Here is a 25,404-nt window from a genome sequence, read left to right as displayed (position 1 = left end):
CGACACTACGAACCCGATTGGTTCAACTAAGCCTCTGCCTGTGCATCGGCAAGTTTCACTGTATCTCACCAATCGGGCCTTTACGGGGAGTTTGACTCCCGCTAAGTCTATTCAATTCATATATCTAAGTTTTAATGCGGGAGGCTTACTGCCCGTTAGACTGCGATAATGATTCATCTATTATGCGTGCTTGTTCTTTCTTATGAACAGTCGGGTCACCTTCTGCCGGGCTTGATCGGCGTCTTCTTCCGATGTAGGTGACATCAATATCGCTGCCTGCGATTTCTTTCAGTCTAGGTTCAACGAAATTCCATGCACCCATATTTTTAGGTTCTTCCTGTATCCAGACAATTTCATCCACATTTGGATAACGGGTTAAAATGTCTTTGATCTGATCCATTGGGAATGGATAGATTTCTTCCACACGTAAAATATGGAACCAATCCTGATCCGGATAATTTTTCAGGTTTTCGGCTAAATCAATTGTAATCTTTCCTGTTCCAAGAATGATGCGTTTCACTTTTTCGTGATTTTGGCCTAAACCAGGCTGTTCGATTACAGACCGGAACTCTCCTTCGCTCAATTCAATTCCATTTGATGCGACAGTCGGATTGCGCAACAGACTCTTCGGAGACATGATCACTAACGGGCGAACTTCCTCTTTTCCAAGTATGGCAGCCTGTCTTCGTAAAATATGGAAGTACTGTGCTGATGAAGAAAGATTGGCAACTGTCCAGTTGTTTTCAGCTGCAAGAGTCAGGAATCTTTCCAGGCGCGCACTTGAATGTTCAGGTCCCTGTCCTTCATATCCATGAGGAAGGAGCATGACAAGACCTGATTTTTGGCCCCATTTTGCACGGCCGGCAGCAATAAACTGGTCAAACATTACCTGTGCTGCATTGGCAAAATCACCATATTGAGCTTCCCATAAAACAAGCGTTTCCGGAGCAAATACATTATATCCATATTCAAAGCCTACAACAGCGGCTTCAGATAATGGGCTATTATGGACAGCGAAAGAAGCCTTGGCAGTTGAAAGCTTATGCAAAGGTGAATACGCTTTTCCAGTTGTATGATCATGCAGAACAACGTTTCTTTGAGCAAATGTTCCTCTCTCTGAATCCTGGCCAGTCAGTCTGACAGGTGTGCCATCAGATAGGATGGTTGCAAATGCCAGTGTTTCTGCGAGACCCCAATCAATCTTGCCGTCCCCTTCAAGCGCTTCCAATCTGCGCTGCAGAATTTTGCCGAGTTTATCAAATACCTTGAAATCCTCCGGCCATTTTAATAATTCTTCATTGATTTGCTTTAGTTTATCAATTGAAACGGCTGTATTAATTTTTGGCAGACCCTTTTCGACAGTTTCAGGAGGATCGGTTAACTCAGCTGCCTTCTTTTCTTTTGGGACTTTTTCATAGGCTGCCTTCATTTTTTCCAGTACTTCATTATGGACGCCTTCAGCTTCCTCTTTGCTGATGATCTTTTCATTTAAGAGCTTTTCAGCATACAGCGCTTTCACGGTTGGCCGCTTGCGTACAATATTATACATAAGAGGATTCGTCGTCATAGGCTCGTCCATCTCGTTATGTCCAAAACGGCGGTACCCGATTAAGTCGATGAGGATATCCTTCTGGAATTTAGCACGATACTCGCAGGCAATTCTTGCCGCTGCAACTACTGCTTCAGGTTCGTCTGCATTAACATGCATAATTGGCATCTCATACCCTTTGGCCAGATCACTTGCATATCTGGTAGAGCGTGAATCATATGATTCTGTTGTGAACCCAATAGTATTATTGGCAATGATATGGATCGAACCGCCAGTGTTATAGCCGGTCAGCTGTCCGAGATTAAGTGTTTCTGCTACAATCCCCTGTCCTGGGAATGCTGCGTCTCCATGAATGATAATGGCTAAAGCCGCTTTTGGATCTACTTCAGGATAACCGGCCTTTGTTCTGTTGTCCTGTGAAGCTCGCGTGTAGCCCTCAACAAGTGAACCGACAAATTCAAGATGGCTCGGATTGTTAGCTAATGTCAGTCTGGCAATGGTCGTATTCTCATCTTTGATCTGTTTATCAAGACCAAGATGATACTTCACGTCGCCTGTCCAGCCGTAATTGATGCCGATAGATCCTTCAGAAGGAACCAGTTCTTTATTCGGCGCATGCTGGAATTCCGCGAAAATCATTTCATACGGCTTTCCAAGCACATGGGCAAGAACATTTAACCTGCCGCGGTGGGCCATGCCGATGTTAATCGTTTTTGCTCCATCCGAAACAGATTCAGAAACAATTTCATCCAATAAAGGAACCATTGTATCCAGACCCTCAATGGAGAATCTCTTTTGTCCGACGAAGGTTTTATGAAGGAACTTTTCAAATTCCTCAACTTCAGTCAGTCTTCTTAAAACTTTCAGTCTTTCCGTCTTTTGCATTGACAGCTTATGGCTGTTGGCCCCAATTTTGCGGCGAAGCCAGTCTTTTTCGTTTTCATCAAATATATGCTGGAATTCAAAAGCAATGGGTCCCATATAAGCGCTCTTCAGGAATTCAATTGCTTCAAGTCCGTTGCGTAAAGGATATGTGGCATCTTTAGTAATGACACCAGCAGGGATCTCTTTTAAGTCATTTTCAGTTAAGCCATATTTGCTCAGTTCAAATAAAGCAGTTTCCGATTTATTGTTACCCAGCGGATAAATATCGGCAGCCAAGTGGCCATATGTGCGGATAGTATCAGCCAGGCGAATAGCAGCGAGCGTCTTCTCAAGCTGTCCGGCATTCATTGGCTGATTTGCTGATGAAGCCATTTGCGCCGTTCCTTCACTCGTAAGAGGGGAACCATTTTTTTTAAAGTACTCTTTCATTTCAGGATCAATTGATGATGGATCCTCTAAATATCTTTCATAAAGTTCAATAACGTAGCCAAGGTTTGGGCCATGAAATCCCTGTTCAAAAGGTCCCTCACCATTAGATGGCTTTTTCATGGAAAATTACCTCCATAACTGTTTTGTAAGTGAATAATTCAATACGTTTTTGCTCTCTAAAAGTACAATACCCATCATTAGAAGGGATTAACAAATTCATTTTTATGAATAATAATATTTTTCAGAGGATAAAACGTTTCCACAGTTATTCTAACACGTAAAATCTAGTTGTACAAAGATAAAAACATGAATATAGTGGAAAACTATTAAAAAATTTTTTTAGCAATTACTTATTCTAAAAAAATGATTTGTAAAAGGTTAAACATTTATAAATATGAAATAACTGAACATATAAAAAAAGCCGAAAGGTTTCGGCTTTAAAAAGTTTCTACCAGGTTTATATAGATTTGTTTCGATTCATTGGTATTTTTTCTCTTTTCTTTAAGGGAAGATTCAATAGCTTCTCTGGTATCCACGGGAAAATCAAAATGTCCGCAAGTTGTACACTTTTGAAATAAGCTGCCGGCGACATTCACTTCAATGCCATCAATTGTCCGGAAAACCGCCGGCCCATCTGTTTCGGCAAATCTGTGAAGACAGTGACTATGTTCTTGCATAAAAGCTTCCCTCCAAGAAAAATATTATGTTCATCATCATTATAAAGGAAATATTCTGAACTTTAAAGCGATCTACCTATAACAGTTTATGCCAGGAAGAAGTCATTTAAAATCAATACATGAAATATTCAAAAAAGTGTTGACTATTAACGGTTTACTGTAGTAAAGTTTAGAGAAAATTTAATAATTGATTTCTTATCCAGAGAGGTCGAGGGTATGGCCCGACGACGCCTCAGCAACCAGCAATCGTATTTTGATTGAAAAGGTGCTAATTCCTGCAAGTTTTTTAGAAAACTTGAAAGATAAGAAGAATGGCTGTTCACATTAAAAGTCTTCTTCTTATAGAAGGCTTTTTTTTATTTTAAAGAAGGAGTGTTTACCAGCATGTATAATATTGACACCAAATTAGCGCAAATTGGAAACAGGAGCGAATCAGCAACAGGTGCAGTCAATCCGCCTGTATACTTTTCCACTGCCTACCGGCATGAAGGCATTGGCCAGTCAACCGGCTTTGACTATAGCCGTACAGGCAATCCTACCCGCCAGCTGCTTGAAAAGGCGATCGCAGATCTGGAAGAAGGCGATCAAGGCTATGCCTGCAGTTCGGGTATGGCTGCCATCCTTACGATTCTTTCCCTCTTTAAATCAGGTGATGAGTGGATTGTTTCCAAGGATTTATACGGCGGAACCTATCGTCTGCTTGAACAGGGCTTCAAAAAATGGGGACTGCAGAGCAAATATGTGAATACGGGCACTTCGGAAAATGTTGAAGAATTAATCACCGAAAAAACGAAAGCTATTTTTCTGGAGACTCCCACAAATCCGCTGATGGAAGAGACAGATATTCAGTTGATAGCTGATATCGCGAAACGGCATAATATTCTCCTGATTGTTGATAACACATTTTACACTCCCCTTCTTCAGCAGCCTCTAAAGCTTGGTGCTGATATTGTCATCCATAGTGCGACAAAGTATCTTGGAGGCCATAATGATGTCCTTGCCGGTTTAGTTGTCGCAAAAGGCAAAAAGTTATGTGACGATCTGGCCATGAACCACAATGCTGCCGGTGCGGTCCTTAGCCCATTTGATTCCTGGCTTTTAATCAGAGGCATGAAGACACTATCTCTTCGCATGGAACGTCATGAAAAAAATGCCCGGGAATTAGCGGCTTTCTTATCAGACCACGATGCCGTAACGGATGTTCTTTATCCAGGCAAGGGAGGCATGATATCTTTCCGGGTCCAGGATGAAACCTGGGTGAATCCTTTTCTGCAGAACCTCTCCCTTATCTCCTTTGCTGAAAGCCTTGGCGGAGTCGAGAGTTTTATAACATATCCCGCAACACAAACGCATGCGGACATCCCTGAAGAGATCCGCATTGAAACCGGCGTCTGTAACAGGCTTCTGCGTTTCTCGGTTGGAATTGAAAATGCAGAAGATTTGAAGGCTGATCTTGAACATGCTTTTGCAAAGGTTTTAAAGGAGGCAGTACGATGAGTGCAAATTATTCATTCCAAACGAAGCTGCTTCATAATAATCAAAAATTCGACCCGGAAACAGGAGCTGTCAGTGTACCGATCCAGCATGCTTCCACCTTTCATCAAAAAGATATTGATGCGTTCGGAAAATATGATTATAGCCGCAGCCTGAATCCAACAAGGGAAGCACTTGAGGAAGTCATTGCCGGGCTTGAAGAAGGTACTAGAGGGTTTGCCTTTTCTTCTGGAATGGCTGCCATTTCCACAGCCTTCCTTCTCTTATCTCAGGGAGATCATGTTGTCATTACCGAAGACGTATATGGTGGAACCTATCGCATGACAACAGAAGTCCTTTCCCGTTTTGGCATTGAGCACACATTTGTTGATATGACAAATCTTGAGGAAGTTAAAGAAGCAATCCGCCCTAACACAAAAGTTTTCTATGTAGAGACTCCTTCCAACCCGCTGCTGAAGGTGACAGATATACAGGCGATCAGTTCACTGGCAAGACAGCATGGAGCGCTGACATTTGTAGATAATACATTCCTGACCCCTGCCCTTCAAAAACCGCTCTCATTAGGGGCAGATATCGTTCTGCACAGCGCAACCAAATTTTTATCCGGACACAGTGACGTCGTTGCCGGATTAGCTGTTGTGAATGATCCGGAATTAGGTGCAAGGCTGGCTTTTCTCCAAAATTCCTTTGGAGCTGTTCTGGGTGTTCAGGATGCCTGGCTTGTCCTGAGAGGCATTAAAACGCTGCAGGTAAGGCTCGACCAGTCTGTGAAATCGGCTGAAAAGATTGCCCGTTTCCTTCTTGATCACCCGGCAGTAAAGAAGGTTCATTATCCCGGTTTCACAGAACATCCCGGATATGAAATACAGAAAAAGCAGGCTGTGAACGCAGGTGCTGTTTTATCCTTTGAACTTGAAGATGAACAGTCGATGAGAGTATTTGTGGAAAATGCAAAAATTCCTGTTTTTGCAGTAAGTCTCGGAGCAGTTGAATCCATCCTCTCCTACCCTGCCAAAATGTCGCATGCAGCCATGCCTGCATCTGAAAGAGAAAAACGCGGTATAACAGACAGTCTTCTCCGTCTTTCTGTTGGTCTGGAGAACGCAGATGATATTATAGAAGATTTTAAGGCAGCTTTATCTGCTGCCGGACAAACAAAGCAATCCATTTTACAGCGGGGGTGATACTTTGAGTTTCCTGGATAAATTGAAGAATGAAATCATTATAGCAGATGGCGCGATGGGAACTCTTCTTTATTCCTATGGCACCGACAGCTGTTTTGAGGAATTAAATCTATCGCAATCTGAGCAGATCCAACACATCCATGAAGCGTACATAGGCGCAGGGGCTGAGTTGATTCAAACCAATACGTATGCGGCGAATTATCTGAAGCTGCAGCGGTATGGGCTTGAAGACTCTGTGAAAGATATTAACAGTGCTGCAGCCCGGATTGCCAAAAAAGCTGCCGGGGGACGTTCATATGTTGCCGGTACAATCGGCGGGATCAGAGGGTTCAAACCGAACATGATTACACTGGAGGAAATAAAAAGAAGTTTCCGTGAGCAGCTTTATTGTCTGCTGCTTGAGGATGTAGATGGTATTTTGCTTGAAACTTACTATGATCTTGAAGAACTTGAAACGGTTCTCGCTATAGTCAGAAAAGAAACCGATTTGCCGATTATCGCACAGGTTTCACTTCAGGAAGCTGGAGTTCTTCAGAACCAGACTCCTATAGCAGATGCATTAACAAAGCTTGACGGAATGGGCGCTGATGTTGTCGGAATCAATTGCAGGCTAGGCCCCCATCATATGCTGAAAACGTTCGAAAGTGTGCCTTTGCCAAAGAATGCCTATTTATCTGCCTATCCAAATGCCAGTATTCCAGCCTATACGGACGGGAAATTTCACTATGAAGGTGACGCGGAGTATTTCCGGCAGTCCGCAATAGAATTCCGGAATCAGGGCATCCGCCTGCTTGGAGGGTGCTGCGGAACAACACCTGACCATATCAAGGCGTTTGCTGACGTTTTAAAAGGACTTCCCCCAATCGAGGAAAAAGAGATAAAGGCAGTTAATAAAATAATTGTTTCAGAGAAACCGGAACCATTAAGAGAGCTCCCTCCTCTTCAGGATATTGTCAGAGAAAGGCCATCGGTAATTGTTGAGCTGGATCCTCCAAGGAAGCTTGATACTGCCCTCTTCTTCGAAGGTGCAAAGGCATTGAAGGATGCTGGAATTGATTCTATAACTCTTGCAGATAATTCCCTTGCTTCACCAAGGGTGTGCAACTCTGCACTCGGCTATCTTGTCAAGCAGCAGACCGGATTACGCCCTCTTGTTCATGTAACCTGCAGGGATCGGAATATAATCGGACTTCAATCCCATTTAATGGGTCTTCATGCCCTGGGGTTAAATGATATTCTTGCTGTAACAGGAGACCCTGCCCGTGTCGGTGATTTTCCAGGCGCCTCTTCTGTGTATGATGTTTCTTCATTTGAATTGATCAGTATGATCAAGCAGTTAAATGAAGGATTGTCGTTTTCAGGCAAAGACCTTGGCCATAAAGCTGCCTTTTCAGTGGCGGGTGCTTTTAACCCCAATGTACGTTCATTGGAAAAAGCGGTTGGGCGGCTCGAAAAGAAACTGGAGCATGGTGCGGATTATTTTATCTCGCAGCCTGTTTTCTCTGAAGAAAAACTGCTTGAGGTTCATGAGGCTGTGAAAGATTTAAAAGCACCTGTCTATATAGGCTTAATGCCTCTTACCGGCAGCCGGAATGCAGAATTTCTTCATAATGAAGTTCCGGGAATCAAAATTTCCGACAGTATTAGAAGCAGGATGGCTTCATTAAAGGATGATCCAGCACGAGCTGGCGCTGAAGGCATTGCCATTGCCAAGTCGCTGATCGATGCTGCGGCAGAGCTGTTTAATGGCATTTACCTTATCACTCCATTTATGCGCTATGAAATGACTGTCGAGCTATCAAACTATGCCCGTGAGACAACCGAACGGCTTTCAAGGAGGAAACAGCATGCATAAACCATCACTGCAGGAGCAGTTAAAAAAGAAGATCCTGATCATGGACGGAGCAATGGGCACCATGCTTCAAAGAGCCAATCTTACAGCAGATGATTTTGGCGGAGAAGAATATGAAGGCTGCAACGAGAATTTAAATATTACAGCTCCATCGGTTATTGAACATATTCACCTTGAATATTTAAAAGCCGGCGCAGACATTATTGAAACCAACACCTTTGGCGCAACCAGCATTGTTCTCGCAGATTACGATCTGGAAGAAAAAGCTTATGAATTGAATAAAATTGCTGTTGAAATTGCCAGAGAAGCTGCAGACCGCATGTCTACTCCTGAATGGCCGAGATATGTGGCAGGCGCTATGGGACCAACGACGAAGACACTGAGTGTTACCGGCGGTTCTACATTTGAAAACATGATAGAAGCTTATGAAGAGCAGGCCAGAGGGTTAATAGACGGCGGTGCCGATCTTCTTCTCCTCGAAACCAGTCAGGATATGCTGAATGTGAAGGCTGGATTTATCGGCATTGAAAAGGCATCAAAAAAGACGGGAATAAAACTGCCGCTCATTGTTTCCGGGACAATTGAACCGATGGGCACAACCCTTGCAGGCCAATCGATTGAAGCCTTTTATATTTCGCTTGAACATATGAAGCCTCTGGCAGTTGGACTCAACTGTGCGACTGGTCCCGAATTCATGCAGGACCATATCCGTTCTCTATCAGGATTGGCTTCCACTGCAGTCAGCTGCTATCCCAATGCAGGATTGCCTGATGAAGAAGGACAGTATCATGAAACTCCCGAATCACTGGCGAGGAAGCTTGAGGGATTTGCCAAGGAAGGCTGGCTGAATATTGTAGGCGGCTGCTGCGGAACCACACCTGAACATATCCAGGCAATTGCTGAGTCGGTTAAAGATTATAAACCAAGGAATTATGAGGGGAACTCCCTGCATAAAGTTTCCGGAATTGAACCTCTGATTTATGATGATCCAACTTTAAGACCCATAATGGTCGGCGAACGAACAAATGTAATTGGCTCCCGCAAGTTTAAAAGACTGATTGCAGAAGGAAAGTTCGAGGAAGCTGCAGAGATAGGCCGTGCCCAGGTAAAAGGCGGTGCCCATGTTATTGATATTTGCCTGGCAGATCCTGACCGTGAAGAAATGCAGGATGTTGAGAATTTTATCAAGGAATTAGTGAAAAAAATCAAAGTTCCGCTAGTGATCGATTCAACAGATGAAAAAGTGATTGAAAAAGCTCTCACCTATTCACAGGGTAAAGCCATAATAAATTCGATTAATCTGGAAGATGGCGAAGAACGCTTTGAGGCGATTGCCCCTCTTGTTCACCGCTATGGTGCTGCAGTGGTTGTCGGAACGATTGACGAAGAAGGAATGGGTGTTTCGGCTGAACGTAAACTTGAGATTGCAAAGCGTTCTCATGATTTGCTTGTAAATAAATATAATATCCCGCCTCAGGATCTTATTTTTGACCCCTCGTCTTCCCTGTCGGGACAGGGGATGAGCAATACATCGGGTCTGCAAAGGCAACGGTAGATGGAATCAGACTTATTAAAGAGGCTCTGCCGGAGGTTCAAACTATTTTGGGAATCAGTAACGTTTCCTTCGGCCTTCCTCCTGTCGGCAGGGAAATTTTAAATTCTGTATTTCTTTATCACTGCACCCAGGCAGGCCTGGATTATGCGATAGTGAACACAGAAAAACTCGAAAGATTTGCTTCCATATCTAAGGAAGAGGTTTTAATGGCTGAAAAGCTGCTATTTGAAACTACTGATGAATCACTTGCCATTTTCACTGATTTTTACCGGGATAAGAAGAAAGAAAGCAAAAGTGTTCTTCCGGATATGACACTTGAAGAACGCCTCGCCTATTATATACTCGAAGGAACAAAAGAAGGGCTGCTGCCGGATCTCGAACTTGCTCTCCAGGCATACCCTGCTCCGCTTGATATCATTAATGGGCCTTTAATGAACGGAATGAAGGAAGTAGGGAGATTGTTCAATGATAATCAGCTGATTGTCGCAGAGGTTCTGCAGAGCGCCGAGGTTATGAAAGCATCTGTCGCTTATCTTGAACCGCATATGGAAAAAGGTGAAGCCCAATCTTCATCCAAGGGGAAAATCATCCTGGCAACCGTTAAAGGCGATGTTCATGATATAGGGAAAAATCTTGTGGATATTATTTTAAGCAATAATGGATATGAAGTGATAGATTTGGGAATCAAAGTCTCCCCTGCTGAACTGATTGAAAACATCAGGCGTGAGAATCCGGATATGGTTGGCCTTTCAGGGCTGCTTGTTAAATCTGCACAGCAGATGGTCATAACGGCACACGACATGAAACAGGCTGGAATTGATATTCCTATTTTAGTTGGCGGCGCCGCCCTTTCAAGGAAATTTACGGATACTAAAATTTCCAAGGAATATGACGGTCTCGTGCTGTATGCCAAGGATGCTATGAACGGTCTCTCTTTAGCCAATCAGCTTCAGGAGCCTGAAGAAGCTGAGAAACTGCGAATCCAGCAGGATCAAAAACAGGCAGCAGCGCTAAATGCTGTTCCTTATGACCGCGGATCAGTGGCGGTTGCAGTAAAGCCTAAACCAACAGTAAGCACACAAGTACCTGTATTTGTTCCAAAAGATTTAAAACGGCATTTGCTGAAAGCCTATTCCCTCTCGCATATTGAGCCGTATATTAACAAGCAGATGCTGATTGGCCATCACCTTGGCTTAAAAGGAAACCTGCAAAAGCTGCTTGCGGAAAAAGATGAAAAAGCCATTAAAATTAACGCATTGGTTGATGAACTGATTGCTGAAGCAAATGAGAAAAGCTGGATTGAGCCTAAAGCAGTTTATCAATTCTTCCCTGCCCAGTCAGATGGAGATAAGGTGATTATTTATGCTAAGGATGAAAAAACGGTCATTGAGACATTCGAATTTCCACGCCAGGAAACAGAGCCATTCTTATGTCTGGCAGATTTCCTTAAATCAAAAGAAAGCGATCAAATGGATTATGTTTCCTTCTTCACTGTGACAGCAGGGAAAGGAATACGCGGTATAGCAGACAGTTTAAAAGCGGAAGGCAGATTTCTGGAAAGCCATGCCCTGCAGTCGCTGGCTTTGGAGACGGCTGAAGGCCTTGCTGAGCTGATCCATCGCCAGATCCGCGATCGCTGGGGGTTCCCGGATCCGGTTGAAATGACGATGAAGGACCGTTTTGCGGCGAAATACCAGGGGCAGCGCTTTTCATATGGCTATCCAGCGTGCCCTGATCTGGAGGACCAGAAAAAGCTGTTTAAGCTTATACAGCCTGAGGATATTGGTGTTCACCTTACTGAAGAATGCATGATGGAACCTGAGGCTTCTGTATCTGCAATGGTGTTTGCCCATCCTGAAGCCAGATACTTTAATGTATTGAGATAATAGATACCCGGCAGGTAAAATGGCCGGGTAGTTGCCTTTGCCTCCTCACAGCCTATACAATGAATACATAGCAAGGAGGAGATTATTATGAATGTTCTCTGGGATTTAGATGGCACGATTCTGGATACTTGGCCCACTTTGGTTCAGTCTTTTATTCGCATATCCGGCAAAAAGCTGGATCCTGACGAAGTGCTCAAGCCCCTGAAAAACGGGACAGCCTATCAGAAATTTGATGTTCCTCCAGAAAAAATTGCTGACTTCCGTCAAATGGAAGCCACTTTTATGCATGATGAAAAGCCATTGTTTCCATATGTAAGGGGAATATTAGAGCGAAATAATGTTAACGTGCTTGTCACCCACCGTAACCGGCAATCAACGGAGGAACTGCTGGAGCATTGGAAACTTACTTCCTATTTTGAAGAAGTTATCTGCCCGGAATTTGATGGTTTCTCTTTAAAGCCGCATCCGGAGTCCTATGAATATCTTCACCGGCGATATCATATTGATTTGGCCATTGGCGACCAGGATACAGATTTAATGCCTGCCAGACAGATCGGCATCAGCACCTGTGCCTTCCGCAGCAATAATCCATATGCAGACTTCTCGATTGATTGTTATTCAAAATTTGAGGTTGCGATAAAGTGAAACTTCAATCAGTGGGGGTCTTACTGCCCGTTAGACTGCGATAAAAGGAAACAGGACTTCACCTTGGTGAAGTCCCGCTTTGCTTCTGAGTGAGCTAATTAGCTGATTTCCTCATATTGATCCTGACAACTCTGTCCGTTTTTGAATCAAATTCAATATCAATGTATAAACCGAATTCTTTGCCGCCATCCTCTACCCATAGCTTAAACCTTTCGATATCTGTGGTTTGTCTTTTTTCTCTTCCGATATGCAGGTAGTCAAGGATTTTAGCCCTGGGGTATTTCTCTTTTGCTGTTTCCATAGCAAGTCTGCCCCACTTCGCATAGGCTGGTTCCGGTTTCTCTGCATACACTTCTCCGGCGAATGTCGAGATGGGAATGTATTCGGTTATGAACATCATTACCATAAGACTGATTATTAATTTCTTCATTATACACCTCTTTCCGGGAAGTATCCTAATCGCCATCGACACTATTCATAGTTTCTTCCTTCATCCGCTCTTCCTCTTCTTCCACACAGATATAAGCAATTTGTTCTTCCATTAAATGATGAAGAATATCCTTATCATCCGTACAGGCAACGTCTTTTCTTTCTTGCATTTTCATCTCTCCACTCCCCTGTTCATAAAGGTTTTTTTAAATCCATTCGCTAACCTGGATATTGTTTTTTTATCCACAAAGATGAGGTGGAAAACATACATGAAGATTGACTTCAGCAAAAACAGCATAAACAGCTTCATTTGTGAAAAGCGCCGAAGTTTCCATATTCCGATCTTTTTGAACCAAGTATAAAAAGGATAGGCGAAAAAGGCATCGACCAGAGCATTCAAAAGTAAATACAGCAACGGCTTTCTATAAGTGAATTTTAATATCCATATAGACCCTGCAAAAAAAGGTCCTAAAACTAATGGCAGTTCACCACTGAGCTTGGGATGAAATCTTTCCTTAATCGTCCACCAATTGTTTTTTTCAGCAATAATCCCTTCTATTAATACATAAAACCCCATAAACAGAGCAGCAGGATAAAATCGCTTAAAATCCTTTTTGCCTATAAATGGAACAGTCAGCCAGGAAAGGAGAATTATCAGCACCAAATATAGCTTCTTTTTCATCTTACCCCACCTTTTTTTAAAGGTTTTGTATTTACAGGAATTTTATTCATCCTTTTTAGGGGAGCCAATGAATTTTTTGCGAAATTGCATGAAAATCGTGTTTTGAAAGTTCCAATATGTGTAATAGATTAACAAGCATAGAAGGAGCTGATCAGCATGATGACAATGTACAAGTGCAAGAACTTCAACAAAACGGGTAAAATTCTTCTTCCGAGCAAGTGGCGCAGCCAATTTGGCCTTTTGCCGGGTAAACTGGCTGATCTTCGATTCGATCATGATCAGATTATTATTGAAAGAGCCAATTTGGAATCAACCCACAATAAAAGGCTAATTTCTGAAAATGGCTCCATCCATATTCCCAAAGAACTTCAGCAGCTGCTGGATATAACAGAGGAAGAAGAATATTGCCTGTATATTGATGAGAAAGATAAGAGCTTTGTCCTGAAGATCGTTTCAGAAAACTAAAAAGCTGCAGCCGGTTTTTCAGCAGCAGCTTTTTAACAAATATATTTTCCTGTCAGATTCGTAAGTGCCATGCAAAACTTTTCCCAGCCATTAGGGAAAGACTGTATCCCCTGACTCTCAAAAATATTTTCCTTCGTAACCAGTTTTATAGACCATGTCACACTATCCATTACTATCCCTGGGTTTTTGTATTCCTTCTGCCACTTCCAAATTTTCAGCCGGTATAATTCTTTTTTAAATTCTTCAATGCTTCCTGACGCTTTCGGCAGCTCATTTCTTGATGAAAAATTACTTAAATGCCATTCAAAATAAACAAAACGGCCATTGATGAAATCCACTTCAATCTTATACCATGGCCCGGGATAACCGCCGAGGCTGACACTCAAAAGAATGGGTTCTTTATCAGGGTCAATCGTGACAATATTATTTTTAATATGAAAGAGCTCTCTTTTCCTGCTGATGACTGATTTAACATGTGATAGTTCAACAGGCTTCGCGCCGGTTCTCTGAAAATTACTTGGCCTATTCATTTCGTCCAGCAGAGAAGGGATAGAAATAGCCCCCTTTTTCTCCAGGATATCTAAAATGTTCTCGAAAATACTCATTTATCTTCCTCCAACAAAAACCTGGGTGGGTTTATATAACACAAAGATTGTTTTATTCCTAATATCCTTTTTTCCGCCTGTGCAAACATTCTTTCGTATTTAAGGGGATTTAATGAATAAATTGTACCTAGTCATTGCACGCTATGAATTGGGAGGTGCAGCCATGGATCCAATAAAACCAGGAAGCAAAAAGCTTCCGGACTTCGAAGAACTGGATGATCGGATGATTGCCAAACATACTACGGGGCCAACACTTGTCATAAAGACCAATCTTGATCCGGAAAATTCGACTGAAGATAATCCTTACTACAGGAATAAAACTGAAACGGATACAGAAGAATTTCGGGATTATTTTGAGGAGTAAAAGAAAACCGGCAGGCTATGTATGCCTGCCGGTTTCTTTCCGTATTTAAAAATCGAAGTTGTCAGGGTCCGGACCTACTCGTCTGTTTTCATTTAAGCTGCTGATTTTGTCCATATCTTCTGAAGAAAGTTCAAAGTCAAATACCTCGGCATTTTCAATGATGCGATGTTCTTTTACTGACTTTGGAATAGTAACAATTCCGTTCTGAAGATCCCATCTTAAGATAACCTGTGCAACCGATTTGCCGTGCTTTTGGGCAATTTCCTTCAATGCTGCGTTTTCAAGAAGCTCTCCCTGTGCAAGCGGTGACCATGCTTCTATCTGAATTTCCTGATTTCTGCAGAAGTCTCTAAGCTCAGACTGGCTGAGTAAAGGATGAAGCTCCACCTGATTGACCATCGGCTTTATCTCGGCATCCTTCATGAGATCTTCCAGGTGATGAATCTGGAAGTTGCTCACACCAATGGCTTTTACTTTATTCTCTTTATAAAGAGTTTCGAGTGCTTTCCATGTTTCTTTATATTTCCCTCTCACAGGCCAGTGAATCAGGTAAAGGTCAATATAATCGAGACCAAGTTTTTCAAGGCTGGTTTCAAATGCAGTGATTGTTGAGTCATAACCCTGATCAGAATTCCAGACTTTCGTGGTAATAAATAATTCTTCACGAGGTACGCCTGCTTCCTTAATTGCCTGGCCTACACCCTCTTCGTTCCCATAGACCGCGGCCGTGTCAATGCTTTTATAGCCTGCTTTCAGGGCAGATTTAACTGAATGGACAACTTCGTCCCCGTCCTTAACTTTAAAAACACCAAGACCAAGCCAAGGCATTTTGACACCGTTATGTAATGATACAGCTGAATGTAAATTTTCCATTCTTTCACCTCATTTTAACTATTGAATTACTGGATAATTTTCTCACAATTTTTTCTTTTAACAAAATTTTATGCTTAAAAATGAAAGTTTTAGCGGATGTTTGTCTAAGAATAATTTTAAACTGTGATTTATGTCACGTTTAAGCTAGAATTACTTCTATATAATGACAATAAAATATATGAATTACAGGCAGGTGAAGTATCGTGCAAAATTTTCAATCACTCTTTGAAGAAATAGGCGGAACTGAAACTATTGAAAAACTGGTTGAGGCGTTTTATCCGCGTGTGTATGCAGATCCCGTTTTAAGTCCTCTTTTTGAAGGAGATATTGAGGATATTAAGCGAAAACAAAGAATGTTCCTTACGCAATTCCTAGGGGGCCGCCTCTCTACAGCCAGGAGTTTGGCCCGCCTGCCATGAAACAAAGACATCTTCCATTTGAAATTACACCATTAAGAGCGCAAAGATGGCTGGCCTGTATGAAGGAGGCCTTTCAGGAGACGGGCCTCGAACAAAATCCTGCATCTGTCCTTTTCTATGATCGATTAATGCAAGTTGCAGCAATTATGGTAAACAGTCCTGAATGAAAGTGGACCTTCCGTCCGGAAGGTCCACTATTCATTATAGTGATTCAAAATATTTTTTTGCATGCTCTGCAGACTGGAACATTTTTACTTCTGTAACTTCTTTCTCGTCATATGCCACTCCTAAAAATCCATCAGCAAGCTGAAGAATATCTGCTGATGACGTATTTTCATCTTCAACGACTACTGTTTCCTCCATTTCCAGCTGACCCTTTTCAGCCCATGACTGCACTTCGGCAGAGTACGTATCAATATTCATACCCTCGTCAATGCGTTCATCCAGCTCGGCAATAGAGAGTGGCTTCTTTTCACCTTCTGTGTTTGTGGCTTCATTGTATTCCTGGCTGCTGTTGTCTTTTTTAGCCGCTTCATCTTTATTCTCTTCCCCGCGCTGCAGGCTGTCAGCATCATGCATGCGGTAAAAGCAAGCATCGATTTATGCATTCAGTTTCATCTCCTTCTTTTTTTTAAGCTAGTATTCTATTACCCCAATTATTGGGCAGCACTCATAAAAAATGAAGCATTCCCTTTAAAAGAATGCTTCACCGCTATTTTTTTCTGAGTTCATCTCTATCAAGTGATTGAGGGGGATTTTCCAGCCAGCCGTTGTCAATCATCATTTTTGCTCCGTCGTCTGCAAAACTGCCGACTTTGATCATCATTTTAGCATACTGGATAGCCAAATCTTTTCTAATGCTTGCACCGATTGCTATTCCAAAGTCCATTACCCCGACAGCAGTTATACTGGCGATCAGAAACATCATTAATTTATCCGAAAAAGGTGAGACCGTTGAGTCTGTAATGGACCCATCCCATGTGCTTGGATAGGCTACATCGTCATTTTTTAAGACATTGAGAAAATATTCAACATGCTCCAGGCTCATGTCATAGCCTTTTTTGAAATAATTGCTTATCATTTTTTCCTTAGCTACCTGGCTGAATGCTAGAAGCATGGTTTTGGCAATATTGGATAACTCGATATTGGTGCCCAGATGGGCAATTTCGATAGCCAGCAGCTGACGTTTTTTCCCTGCAATCCCGCCAAGGAAGCTATGGTCTGATACATACTTTACCTGTTTAGGATATTCAATATAGGGTGATCGAATGAAGATTCCTTTTTCCTGCATAGCCTCAGCTGCCATATCAAAGAGTTTTTCGGTTTGTTCATAGTATTTCTTAAACATGCTGCGAACGTCTTCTCGGGCAGAAACTGATTTAGCAAGGGAATAGGCATTCAATCCGGTTCTGCCTAAATGATGCATAAATCTTAAATAGGTTATGTCTGAAAATAACTTGGGAGCGTCAATGTGCAAATCTTGCTCATTGAATCCATCGGGTATGGGAAATTCCTCTGCAGTAAAGAGTGAGGAAATTTCGTCTATGTGATCCTCTGCGATAGTCAATGCATAGTTCAATACCGGCAGGACATCCGGGTCTTCATTTGTTTTTATATAGTGCTTTATACAGCAGACTGCTGCTGTATCTGCTATATAGGTATTCCAGAGCATGGCCATTTCGGACGATATCAATTTAGGAATACTGCTGCCGTTCATATTCTCACCAGCCATTTAGTAAAATTATAGTTATATACTATAGAATAGCCATTAATAACAAATTCATACCACGATATGGAAATTCACTTCCAATGTTATATTGGTCGGTATTATAAAGAAAAGAACCAGCCGGAAGGCCAGTTCTCTTAATTTAAATTTAATTCTCCAGCTTTTTGAAACCCATCTGTATGATAGGCATCCACTTTTTGAGGTGAAATGCTATAAATGTAATCACCGATATAGATAAGCCTCTCGATTGTATCTTCCCATTCTTCATAGATTGCTTTTTCTGTCTGATGGGTAATTTCACTTTGAAGCTCTATTCCGTTTTGGACAGTAATTTTGTATACTAACGCACCCTGGAAGTCGAATATGGATTCAAACTGGCTTCCTTCTTTATTCCGGTAGATTGAAATGGGGAATCCATATAGATTCCTCTTTTTATCAACGAAAAGCGCTTTATGGTCGTAGTTTAAAGTCGAGTGGGTGCCGCGGCCTCCGATTATTTCTGTATCCTTTTCAACAGGATTACTTGTATCACTTACATCGAATAAAGATATTTTAACACCGTCCGTTGTAATAACAGGCTGGCTGGCAGCTTCTTTGCCTCCACTAATCTTTGTATCATAACCAAAGCCAATGAGATGATTTTCATCCAAAGGATGCAGGTAATTGCTGAAGCCGGGTATTTTTAATTCGCCGAGAACAAAAGGGTTTTCCGGATTTGAGCCATCAATAACAAAGAGAGGATCGGTTTCCTTAAAAGTAACCATATAAATCCGGTCATTCATAAACCTTGCAGAGTAAATCCTCTCCCCTTTTGCCAGGTCTTCAAGCTTACCAATCTGTTTAAAGTTTTTATCCAAAATGTAAAGGTTATTGGATGAAGGAGTTCGTTCATCCCAGGCTTCCCCCTTGGTTGTCACGACTCTGAAGTTCCCATTATACTCATCCATAGAAAACTGATTTAAAACGGTGCCTTTTATTTCCGCAGATGTCTGGAATTCTACTTTCCCGTCTTTAATATTGAACTTATAGATGCTCGTATCCGGATGTGGCATCTGTCTGTTGGCGATGATTTCATTACTGTATTGAGTGGCTGCCAGGTATAAATTATTTTTGGACATATAAAATTCATTTCCGCTGCCTAAGTAGCTTGTGACTGCTAATGGTTTACTGACGTCTTTTAAATCTAATACAGCTATATTCGTATAATTTGCATTTTGAGAACCTGGAAAATACTTTATTTCATTGTAATCAACGATTTGCTGCTCTTTACTCTCGGCAGTATCGTAATAACGGGGACGCAGGTCGGCATTTTCATTTCTTTCCAGTATCCAATAGTCGGGATGATAACTTGTAATTAAATATACTTTTCCATCCATTAGCCTCGAAGCAAGCAGACTTCCCTCAATGTCTGCCTCTCTCACTTTTTTTGGTTTTTGTTTATGTTCGATATTATAAACAAATGATTTTGTGGATTGGAATGCAGGTGCAATCATTTTTTCTGCAGAAGCCTTACCAATGTGTTCAGGTACATCTTTATAACTGTGGCCCAAAACGATTAATTGGCTGCCTTCTATAAATAACTGATAGGGAGAAAAGTCTCCATTAAAAGTTAACTGGGATTCCAGCTCCATTTTATCTGCCGGAACTGCCTTGATAATCTGGACTTTATTTTCGGAGATTTTATATATGTGCGTTCCATCTGTTTTGATCAGATCGGCTTCATCAATACCCGTAACCTGCACATTCGTCCCCGAAAAATCTGTCCCTGCAGAATCTTCTGAGCTTTTTGCGCTGCTGCTCTCCTCGCTCACCGCCATATCCCTTCCGGAAAAGAAAGTCCTTTCTTCCTTAAGCATTTTTGAAAAATAACTGTTCAATTTTTTTCTTGAGCCGATTGCCGGCAATGTATTAATAACTTTAAAGGCTGTTTTTACTGATTTATTCAGATTTTGTCCTTTCTTTGTTTTAATATCATTGGTGATCACCAATGTATAGTGAGGTGAATGCAGATTATATCCTTCCTCGGGCGGCTGAATTTCAATGGATTTATTATTGTTTTTCAGAGAGGTTCTTACCTGCTCTTTTTCTCCCTTCTCATTCAGAATATAAACAGAGGCATTGTTAACACTATCCGGATTAAGTTCTTTTGAGAATGTAATATCCCACACTTTATTGTTTAAAACAACTAATTCTTCATTAGTTCCTGCCAGAGTACTCACAATTTTTAATCTGTTAAAGAATGATATAGACACAAGGATGATAAGGAATAATGTGATACACCCAAGAAAAAGCCATTTATTTTTCATGACAGACACCCCTTTTTAAGTAAGTTGACGCGCTGCCTCTTCCAATAGTTACAAATTTTTCAAGAAAATTTTTTCTGAAATTAGTGTATTTTCTTGATGACAGAGTTAAAATTTTATTTATTAAATAGAGGAAGAAGGTTTTCATTATTGCTGGATGAGAGAAACAAAACAAACGGCTTTCTATTGCTGATATTAGCTAATATGATATGGGGAGGTAATTTTGTTATAGGGAGAATTGGTGTTGATTATTTTCCGCCAGTCCTTTTTTCCCTTATGCGCTGGATCATTGCCTTTCTGCTTTTAACTCCTTTTATGTTAAAGCAGCTTAAAAATGATTGGAATATTATAAGGAAGCATATGAAAATCCTTTTGCTCCTGGCTGTGACCGGTATTGCCGGTTACAATACAATCATTTATGTTGCACTGCAATACACCACGTCTATAAATGCGTCAGTGGTAAACAGCACAACACCGCTTTTCATCGCGATAATGGCCGTATTTTTATTAAGAGAAAAGCTTCAGGCACACCAGGCATCAGGAATCCTCCTGTCAGTCTTTGGGATTATATTTGTCATTTCAAAGGGATCGGTTGAAGTGTTTCTTTCATGGAAAATAAATGCCGGTGACTTTTACGTTTTGGCAGCGGTTTTTATGTGGGCTTTGTATTCTGTGATTGGCAAAAAATATGCCGACGTGCTGCCTTTGCTGTCTGCTTTTTATGTATCTGTTTTTCTTGGAATTTTACTATTGGCGCCCTTAAGCCTGGTTGAATATTTGTGGCTGCAGGCAGCAAAACCTGTCTTCACTCTTCCCTCTATAGGAATCTTGATGTATGTTGGGTTTCTGGCTTCCATTATGGCTTTTCTATCATGGAATTTTGGAGTTCACATAATCGGAGCAGCCAAAGCGGGGGTTTTTCTCAATCTTCTTCCTGTTTTCGCTATTATCTTTGCCTTGTGTTTCACACAGGAAAAATTGTACTTGTATCAGATAATTGGCGGGGGAATTGTGATTGTCGGCATAGTCCTGTCTTCCAGGAAATCTATTCGATCGAAGAGTCATTCGCAAGAAGATACGTTTTCAGCATAAAAACTCCCCTCAGCTTATGACTGAGGGGAGTTCTCTATTATATATTACCAATCCTGGGTACGCTCTAATAAATGATCAATTTCCACCTGTCTGATCATATAGCCAAGATCTTCTTCGGCAATCTCAGATGTAGATTCCAATAGCTGATCAATATCCATTTGCACCAATCTCATAATCAGACCTCCAATTTAACAAGGTAATTATAATCTAAATTCTCTTTCCTGCTATACTATTCGCTGTTCAAATCAAAGGTATGGGGGCAGCCGGAAAATATAATCAGTATTTAATACCCGTCTTTATAGTATATAAATCATTTATGTTAAAGAAAGTTGGATGAAAGTGCATTTTTTTCACGCCTCAGCCCGCATTCGAATAGTATATATGGTTAGTTTCAAAAAAAATGCACAGGGTATAGAATCATAAAATACATTGCTGTTTGAAGGTGTCTATTATGAAATCTAACTTTAGTGATTTTGCAAAGCTATTGGAATCTGCTCTAGATAAAGGGCAAACAGATACAGAATTGACTATTCATGAACTGCTTGATGATATAAAAAGTCAGCTTGAACCTTTAATAAACAAAAAGGAAATCGGCTAACGCGCCGATTTCCTTTTTGTTGCTTTATTTTGCAATAAACATTTGTGTCCAGTAAGATCCGTCATCCGTATATCCTACACCAATATGTGTAAAGGTGCCGTTTAATATATTTTTGCGATGCCCTTCACTTTCCATCCATGCCTGCACCACTTGTTCAGGAGTCTGCTGTCCCATGGCAATATTTTCGCCTGCTGTGCTGTAATTGACTCCAAAATCCCTCATCATATCAAATGGCGAACCATATGTTGGGCTCGTATGAGAAAAGTAATTTTTCTGCTGCATATCATTCGACTTAGCTTGTGCCACACCACTTAGCGGTTTATCTGATTTTAGAGCGTTTAGCCCATTTTTCTCCCGTTCTGCATTGGTTAATTGGATTACTTTAGATTCAAAGTTGTTTATTTCATCATTTTGAGCAGCTGGTGCCTGTTCACCTTGTCCTTCTGGCGCCTGTCCGGTTCCTTCCTGTGGAGGGTTTTCTGCAGGTGCTTGCGGCTGCTGGCCTTGTTGGCCAAACGGCTGAGCAAATTGACGCCCTTCAGGCTGTCCGCCTTCCATGCCTTGATTTTGCTGCTGGCCCTCTCCAAATTGGTACAATGGCATACCGCCATCATCAGCTAATTGGCTATGAGGGAATTCCTGGCTTGGTGTTGCAGTGCTGTATGAATTAGGATCAATGGTGAGGTAACCATTATTTACTTTTTGCAATTCAAGTGGAGCAATTCCCCGTCTTTCCCTGTCCACATTCACATTATTGGTATTGCTAATTTCCTCCAGGTCATCCCCTTTTAACTCTCCTGAGTCCATGCCCTGCTGAGTATTATTACATGCAGCAAGGGTTAGAATCAGGAAAACACCGAGAAGAAAGTTTTTCTTTAATAACATAGTCTTATTCTCCTTTAAAAGTGTTAGTTTTACTTTTTTATCATACGGAGTAAGACGAAAAGTATAGGTGGAAAAATTGAGTATTCATTGAGGGGCCACTTTAAAAGGCTTTGCATAGTTTATTTATAATAGATGGGAAGGAGGATTTTCTTTGAGGCAATATATTATTACCGGCATGAATGGTGCCCATTATTACGGATATTCCCAGACGCAGTATGGTCCCTGGTATCAGCCTATTCAACAAGGCTATCCCTATCACAGTATTTGGCATCAGAGCCACTTTCATTCCCAACATTACACTGCTGCGCCGCTGCAGAGATATTTCTAAATAGGAAAAACGCATGCCCGAAGATGACATGCGTTTTTTCATCTGTTTATATAACTTGATCAGCTGTTTTTTGAATCGCTGTAATGGCCTGTTCAAGCTGATTTCTGTTCACATCATAGTGCGTAACAAAACGCACATAACTAGGGCCGAAAGTTCCTGAAAGAACTCCTTCAGCTTTCAATCTTTCAACAAATTCCGATGAATTCATCTTTAGATTTTTCACATCTGCCACTATGATATTCGTATCCACCTGGTTTACAATTTCAATCCCTCTTATATTTCCAAGCTGCTGTGCAAGATATTGGGCATTTTCATGGTCCTCTGCCAAGCGTTCTCTCATTTGAGTTAATGCAATATGGCCTGGAGCAGCTATCACGCCAGCCTGGCGGAGACCCCCGCCGAGTCTTTTGCGCCATTTTCTGGCGGCTGTTATAAAATCTCTATTCCCTGCCAGTATGGATCCGACCGGAGCACCAAGTCCTTTAGATAGGCATACCTGGACAGTATCAGAATGCTTTGCTAATTCCGAAGCCGGCAGATTCAGTGCTGCTGCGGCATTGAATAATCTTGCTCCATCCATATGTACTGGGACATTATTAGCTTTTGTAATTTTATGAATTTCCTTCATATTATCAATGGGTATTACAGCTCCGCCGGCACGATTATGCGTATTTTCCAGACAAACTAATCCTGTCTCAGGAAAATGCTGATCCTCTCCCCTAATGGCATACTCCACATCAGAGGGATCCATGGCCCCTCTTGACCCATTTAACGTTCTGGTCTGGACACCGGCAAAGGCAGAAGAAGCTCCGCTTTCATAATAAAAAATATGGCTTTCTGCTTCGAGGATAATTTCATTGCCCGGTCGGCAATGTGTTAAAATGGCGATCTGATTTCCCTGTGTGCCGCTCGTTACAAAAAGTGCTGCTTCCTTTCCAAGCACTTCAGCAGCTGTTTCCTCCAGTTGATTTATCGAAGGATCCTCTCCATAAACATCATCTCCAACTTCCGCTTCATAAGCCGCCTTTCTCATAGCTTCAGTCGGCTTTGTGACTGTGTCGCTTCTTAAATCAATCATTTCCTCACCCTGTCTCTATCTATTTTTACTTCATGTTACTGTACTATTCTGTATTTTTCAATTAATAAAAGAGCCATTGCTGGCTCTTTACAATTTTTTACAATCTGGGGGGGTCAGTTGTTTAGTTGATAATGCCGTTTCCGGCTATTTCAACTTTAACTTTTACGTTTATTGGAAGATTTGCATATACATCCTCTTTCCACTTTACAGATTCCCATACAGAAGGGTGCATGGCAATGAGTCTTCTTCCAATACCAAAACCATCACAATTGGCAGCCTGCATTTTTTTTATTGTCCTTTGCGCATCTTTAGTCAGCTCTTGAGATAACTTTTTATTTAATTTTTTTACTTTATCCTTCTTATCCAGCTTATTCTGAGGAAACTCTGTAATACTAATTTTCATTTTTACTTTTATATCCGCACCCTGTATTGAATTGTTGCTGATTTGAAGCTTTAATTTGCTTGAAGACTTAATTACATCGAATGATATAAAGTTTAATTGTCCTATTTCTTCATTTTTTGTCACTTTTTTAGTGAATCTCATGCTTTTCCCTAATTGATCATCCATAAGGATATACATTTTTGACTCATCTTCCCCAAGACTTTCACCGGTAAATGACCTTTCGTTGAACATGGCAAGTCCTTTAACTTTGACTTCATTTTCCGAAGTCAGGCCGAGGTATGGCAAGAGGAAATCTTCTCCGGGATCAAACAGCTCAGCGCAAATCGATTGGATATTTTCTTCTGTGATAAATGATACTATTTCTGTACTTACTATTAAGTTATGTAAATAATCACTAACCTTCCCTTCCTCCTGCAGCCTGCTTTTAAGGATTTCATCCGCTCTTCCTTCAGCAATCGCGATTTTGGCACTTAAGGAGCTTTTAGGATCGCGATAAAAAACGTCGAGAACCGGATATATATCCAGCTTTGCCAGTTCACTGCCAATAATCATTATTCTTAATTTGGAAGCATCAAATTTTTTGGGTGCTATTTTGTCAATATTTACTCTTCCATCCCTGGGAGTGTTCCCCGTAGCGGTAAAATATTCTGACCGGGCTTTTGATGGGGAATCCGGGCTTGTTCCCAGAATTGGTGATGTAACGCCATCACGTATTTTGCCGTCAGGTTCAAGATCAAAGCTTGCGCTCATAAAAAGCCTTGCTTCCTTTAATAAGTTCTGATCCCAGCAGCCGGTCAGGAAGATGCTGATCATCAGGAGAAGAAGTATTCTTTTAATGATAATCATAACGGCTGCTGCCCCCTTTTTGTTTTCTCTTAAATACGTAAGAAAAGACCAGCAATAGGAAAGGGATTATAATAATAAAAAGTAAACTGACATAAGACATCACTTGGGATAGCTTCTCTGTTAATCCTATAATTGACATGATTCCACTGGCG

Annotated in this window: 25 protein-coding genes, 1 pseudogene and 1 riboswitch; of the genes and pseudogenes, 12 read left to right on the top strand and 14 right to left on the bottom strand. The window is 41.4% G+C overall.

The window, feature by feature from the left end; all coding sequences use genetic code 11:
• Positions 1–145 precede the first annotated feature (145 nt).
• Together sucA and LLY41_RS12495 are read right to left on the bottom strand one after the other, a co-directional pair.
• Positions 146–2,983: a 2-oxoglutarate dehydrogenase E1 component gene (sucA, locus tag LLY41_RS12500; protein WP_304585503.1), complete on the bottom strand. Its 2,838-nt coding sequence runs from the start codon at positions 2,981–2,983 to the stop codon at positions 146–148.
• A gap of 317 nt (positions 2,984–3,300) precedes the next feature.
• Positions 3,301–3,540, bottom strand: a complete 240-nt coding sequence (locus LLY41_RS12495; RefSeq protein ID WP_095242815.1) for a hypothetical protein — start codon at positions 3,538–3,540, stop codon at positions 3,301–3,303.
• 192 nt (positions 3,541–3,732) lie between these two features.
• Positions 3,733–3,849, top strand: a riboswitch (SAM riboswitch).
• Positions 3,850–3,924: 75 nt separating this feature from the next.
• On the opposite strand from LLY41_RS12495, the gene LLY41_RS12490 reads away from it, so the two are divergent.
• The 6 genes from LLY41_RS12490 (at position 3,925) to LLY41_RS12470 (ending at position 12,156) form a co-directional block, all read left to right on the top strand.
• Positions 3,925–5,037, top strand: a complete 1,113-nt coding sequence (locus tag LLY41_RS12490; RefSeq protein WP_304585502.1) for a methionine biosynthesis PLP-dependent protein — start codon at positions 3,925–3,927, stop codon at positions 5,035–5,037.
• Positions 5,034–6,218: a cystathionine beta-lyase gene (gene metC, locus LLY41_RS12485; RefSeq protein WP_304585501.1), complete on the top strand. Its 1,185-nt coding sequence runs from the start codon at positions 5,034–5,036 to the stop codon at positions 6,216–6,218. Before LLY41_RS12490 ends, metC begins: the two co-directional genes overlap by 4 nt.
• Positions 6,219–6,222: 4 nt before the next feature.
• Positions 6,223–8,073: a bifunctional homocysteine S-methyltransferase/methylenetetrahydrofolate reductase gene (locus tag LLY41_RS12480; RefSeq protein ID WP_304585500.1), complete on the top strand. Its 1,851-nt coding sequence runs from the start codon at positions 6,223–6,225 to the stop codon at positions 8,071–8,073.
• Positions 8,066–9,625, top strand: a complete 1,560-nt coding sequence (locus LLY41_RS22490) for a homocysteine S-methyltransferase family protein (protein ID WP_370460078.1) — start codon at positions 8,066–8,068, stop codon at positions 9,623–9,625. Before LLY41_RS12480 ends, LLY41_RS22490 begins: the two co-directional genes overlap by 8 nt.
• 47 nt (positions 9,626–9,672) lie before the next feature.
• Positions 9,673–11,511, top strand: a complete 1,839-nt coding sequence (locus LLY41_RS22485; protein ID WP_370460077.1) for a vitamin B12 dependent-methionine synthase activation domain-containing protein — start codon at positions 9,673–9,675, stop codon at positions 11,509–11,511.
• 87 nt (positions 11,512–11,598) lie between these two features.
• On the top strand, positions 11,599–12,156 hold the full coding sequence (locus tag LLY41_RS12470; protein ID WP_095242824.1) for an HAD hydrolase-like protein: 558 nt from the start codon (positions 11,599–11,601) through the stop codon (positions 12,154–12,156).
• Positions 12,157–12,250: 94 nt separating this feature from the next.
• Here the strand turns inward: LLY41_RS12470 and LLY41_RS12465 are convergent, their stop codons facing one another.
• From LLY41_RS12465 to LLY41_RS12455, 3 genes are read right to left on the bottom strand one after another with little or no spacing between them, the layout of a single operon-like run.
• Complete coding sequence (locus LLY41_RS12465; RefSeq protein ID WP_095242825.1) at positions 12,251–12,586, bottom strand: DUF3889 domain-containing protein; 336 nt, start codon at positions 12,584–12,586, stop codon at positions 12,251–12,253.
• Positions 12,587–12,611: 25 nt separating this feature from the next.
• Positions 12,612–12,761 (bottom strand): hypothetical protein, encoded by a 150-nt coding sequence (locus tag LLY41_RS12460; protein WP_179288936.1) that lies wholly within the window; start codon positions 12,759–12,761, stop codon positions 12,612–12,614.
• Positions 12,758–13,267 carry a hypothetical protein gene (locus LLY41_RS12455; protein WP_095242827.1) on the bottom strand — a complete coding sequence of 170 codons (510 nt, stop codon included), beginning with the start codon at positions 13,265–13,267 and terminating at the stop codon, positions 12,758–12,760. Before LLY41_RS12455 ends, LLY41_RS12460 begins: the two co-directional genes overlap by 4 nt.
• 156 nt (positions 13,268–13,423) lie before the next feature.
• Between LLY41_RS12455 and LLY41_RS12450 the strand changes: the two genes are divergently transcribed.
• The gene (locus LLY41_RS12450; protein WP_095242828.1) at positions 13,424–13,732 is read left to right on the top strand and encodes a hypothetical protein; all 309 of its coding nucleotides are present in this window, start codon (positions 13,424–13,426) and stop codon (positions 13,730–13,732) included.
• A gap of 32 nt (positions 13,733–13,764) precedes the next feature.
• On the opposite strand, the gene LLY41_RS12445 is transcribed toward LLY41_RS12450, so the two are convergent.
• Positions 13,765–14,337: a hypothetical protein gene (locus tag LLY41_RS12445; protein WP_095242830.1), complete on the bottom strand. Its 573-nt coding sequence runs from the start codon at positions 14,335–14,337 to the stop codon at positions 13,765–13,767.
• Between the two features lie 163 nt (positions 14,338–14,500).
• Between LLY41_RS12445 and LLY41_RS12440 the strand changes: the two genes are divergently transcribed.
• Positions 14,501–14,701: a hypothetical protein gene (locus LLY41_RS12440; RefSeq protein WP_095242965.1), complete on the top strand. Its 201-nt coding sequence runs from the start codon at positions 14,501–14,503 to the stop codon at positions 14,699–14,701.
• A gap of 45 nt (positions 14,702–14,746) precedes the next feature.
• Here the strand turns inward: LLY41_RS12440 and LLY41_RS12435 are convergent, their stop codons facing one another.
• Entirely contained in the window at positions 14,747–15,574 is an 828-nt protein-coding gene (locus LLY41_RS12435) for an aldo/keto reductase (protein WP_095242832.1), read from the bottom strand.
• A 200-nt stretch (positions 15,575–15,774) separates the two neighbouring features.
• On the opposite strand from LLY41_RS12435, the pseudogene LLY41_RS12430 reads away from it, so the two are divergent.
• Positions 15,775–16,160, top strand: a pseudogene (locus LLY41_RS12430) (globin domain-containing protein).
• A gap of 34 nt (positions 16,161–16,194) precedes the next feature.
• On the opposite strand, the gene LLY41_RS12425 reads toward LLY41_RS12430, so the two are convergent.
• The 3 genes from LLY41_RS12425 to LLY41_RS12415 all read right to left on the bottom strand — a co-directional run bounded on the left by LLY41_RS12425 (position 16,195) and on the right by LLY41_RS12415 (position 20,025).
• Positions 16,195–16,572 carry a hypothetical protein gene (locus LLY41_RS12425; protein WP_304585499.1) on the bottom strand — a complete coding sequence of 126 codons (378 nt, stop codon included), beginning with the start codon at positions 16,570–16,572 and terminating at the stop codon, positions 16,195–16,197.
• 133 nt (positions 16,573–16,705) lie between these two features.
• The gene (locus LLY41_RS12420) at positions 16,706–17,710 is read right to left on the bottom strand and encodes a DUF3231 family protein (RefSeq protein WP_304585498.1); all 1,005 of its coding nucleotides are present in this window, start codon (positions 17,708–17,710) and stop codon (positions 16,706–16,708) included.
• Positions 17,711–17,856: 146 nt separating this feature from the next.
• Entirely contained in the window at positions 17,857–20,025 is a 2,169-nt protein-coding gene (locus tag LLY41_RS12415) for a beta-propeller domain-containing protein (RefSeq protein ID WP_304585497.1), read from the bottom strand.
• Between the two features lie 147 nt (positions 20,026–20,172).
• Here LLY41_RS12415 and LLY41_RS12410 point away from each other — a divergent pair, with 147 nt between their 5' ends.
• Entirely contained in the window at positions 20,173–21,114 is a 942-nt protein-coding gene (locus tag LLY41_RS12410; RefSeq protein ID WP_095242839.1) for a DMT family transporter, read from the top strand.
• Positions 21,115–21,158: 44 nt separating this feature from the next.
• Here the strand turns inward: LLY41_RS12410 and LLY41_RS12405 are convergent, their stop codons facing one another.
• On the bottom strand, positions 21,159–21,287 hold the full coding sequence (locus LLY41_RS12405; RefSeq protein ID WP_258750318.1) for a hypothetical protein: 129 nt from the start codon (positions 21,285–21,287) through the stop codon (positions 21,159–21,161).
• Between the two features lie 278 nt (positions 21,288–21,565).
• Here LLY41_RS12405 and LLY41_RS12400 point away from each other — a divergent pair, with 278 nt between their 5' ends.
• Positions 21,566–21,712, top strand: coding sequence for a YwzD family small protein (locus tag LLY41_RS12400; protein WP_179288937.1), 147 nt, complete (start codon positions 21,566–21,568; stop codon positions 21,710–21,712).
• 24 nt (positions 21,713–21,736) lie between these two features.
• Here LLY41_RS12400 and LLY41_RS12395 read toward each other — a convergent pair whose 3' ends face one another.
• A complete protein-coding gene (locus LLY41_RS12395; RefSeq protein ID WP_286136959.1) occupies positions 21,737–22,597 on the bottom strand; it encodes a CAP domain-containing protein in 861 nt (286 codons plus the stop codon).
• 151 nt (positions 22,598–22,748) lie between these two features.
• Here LLY41_RS12395 and LLY41_RS12390 point away from each other — a divergent pair, with 151 nt between their 5' ends.
• Complete coding sequence (locus LLY41_RS12390; protein WP_304585496.1) at positions 22,749–22,925, top strand: hypothetical protein; 177 nt, start codon at positions 22,749–22,751, stop codon at positions 22,923–22,925.
• Positions 22,926–22,971: 46 nt separating this feature from the next.
• On the opposite strand, the gene ltaE is transcribed toward LLY41_RS12390, so the two are convergent.
• Positions 22,972–24,003, bottom strand: a complete 1,032-nt coding sequence (gene ltaE, locus LLY41_RS12385; protein WP_095242841.1) for a low-specificity L-threonine aldolase — start codon at positions 24,001–24,003, stop codon at positions 22,972–22,974.
• A 121-nt stretch (positions 24,004–24,124) separates the two neighbouring features.
• A complete protein-coding gene (locus tag LLY41_RS12380; RefSeq protein WP_095242843.1) occupies positions 24,125–25,252 on the bottom strand; it encodes a Ger(x)C family spore germination protein in 1,128 nt (375 codons plus the stop codon).
• Positions 25,253–25,404 lie beyond the last annotated feature (152 nt).

It is taken from the genome of Cytobacillus firmus, from assembly GCF_023612095.1.
GTDB lineage: Bacteria > Bacillota > Bacilli > Bacillales > Cytobacillaceae > Cytobacillus.
The sequence above is the reverse complement of the archived record's forward strand: the minus strand, read 5'-3'. Positions and strand labels throughout refer to the sequence as shown.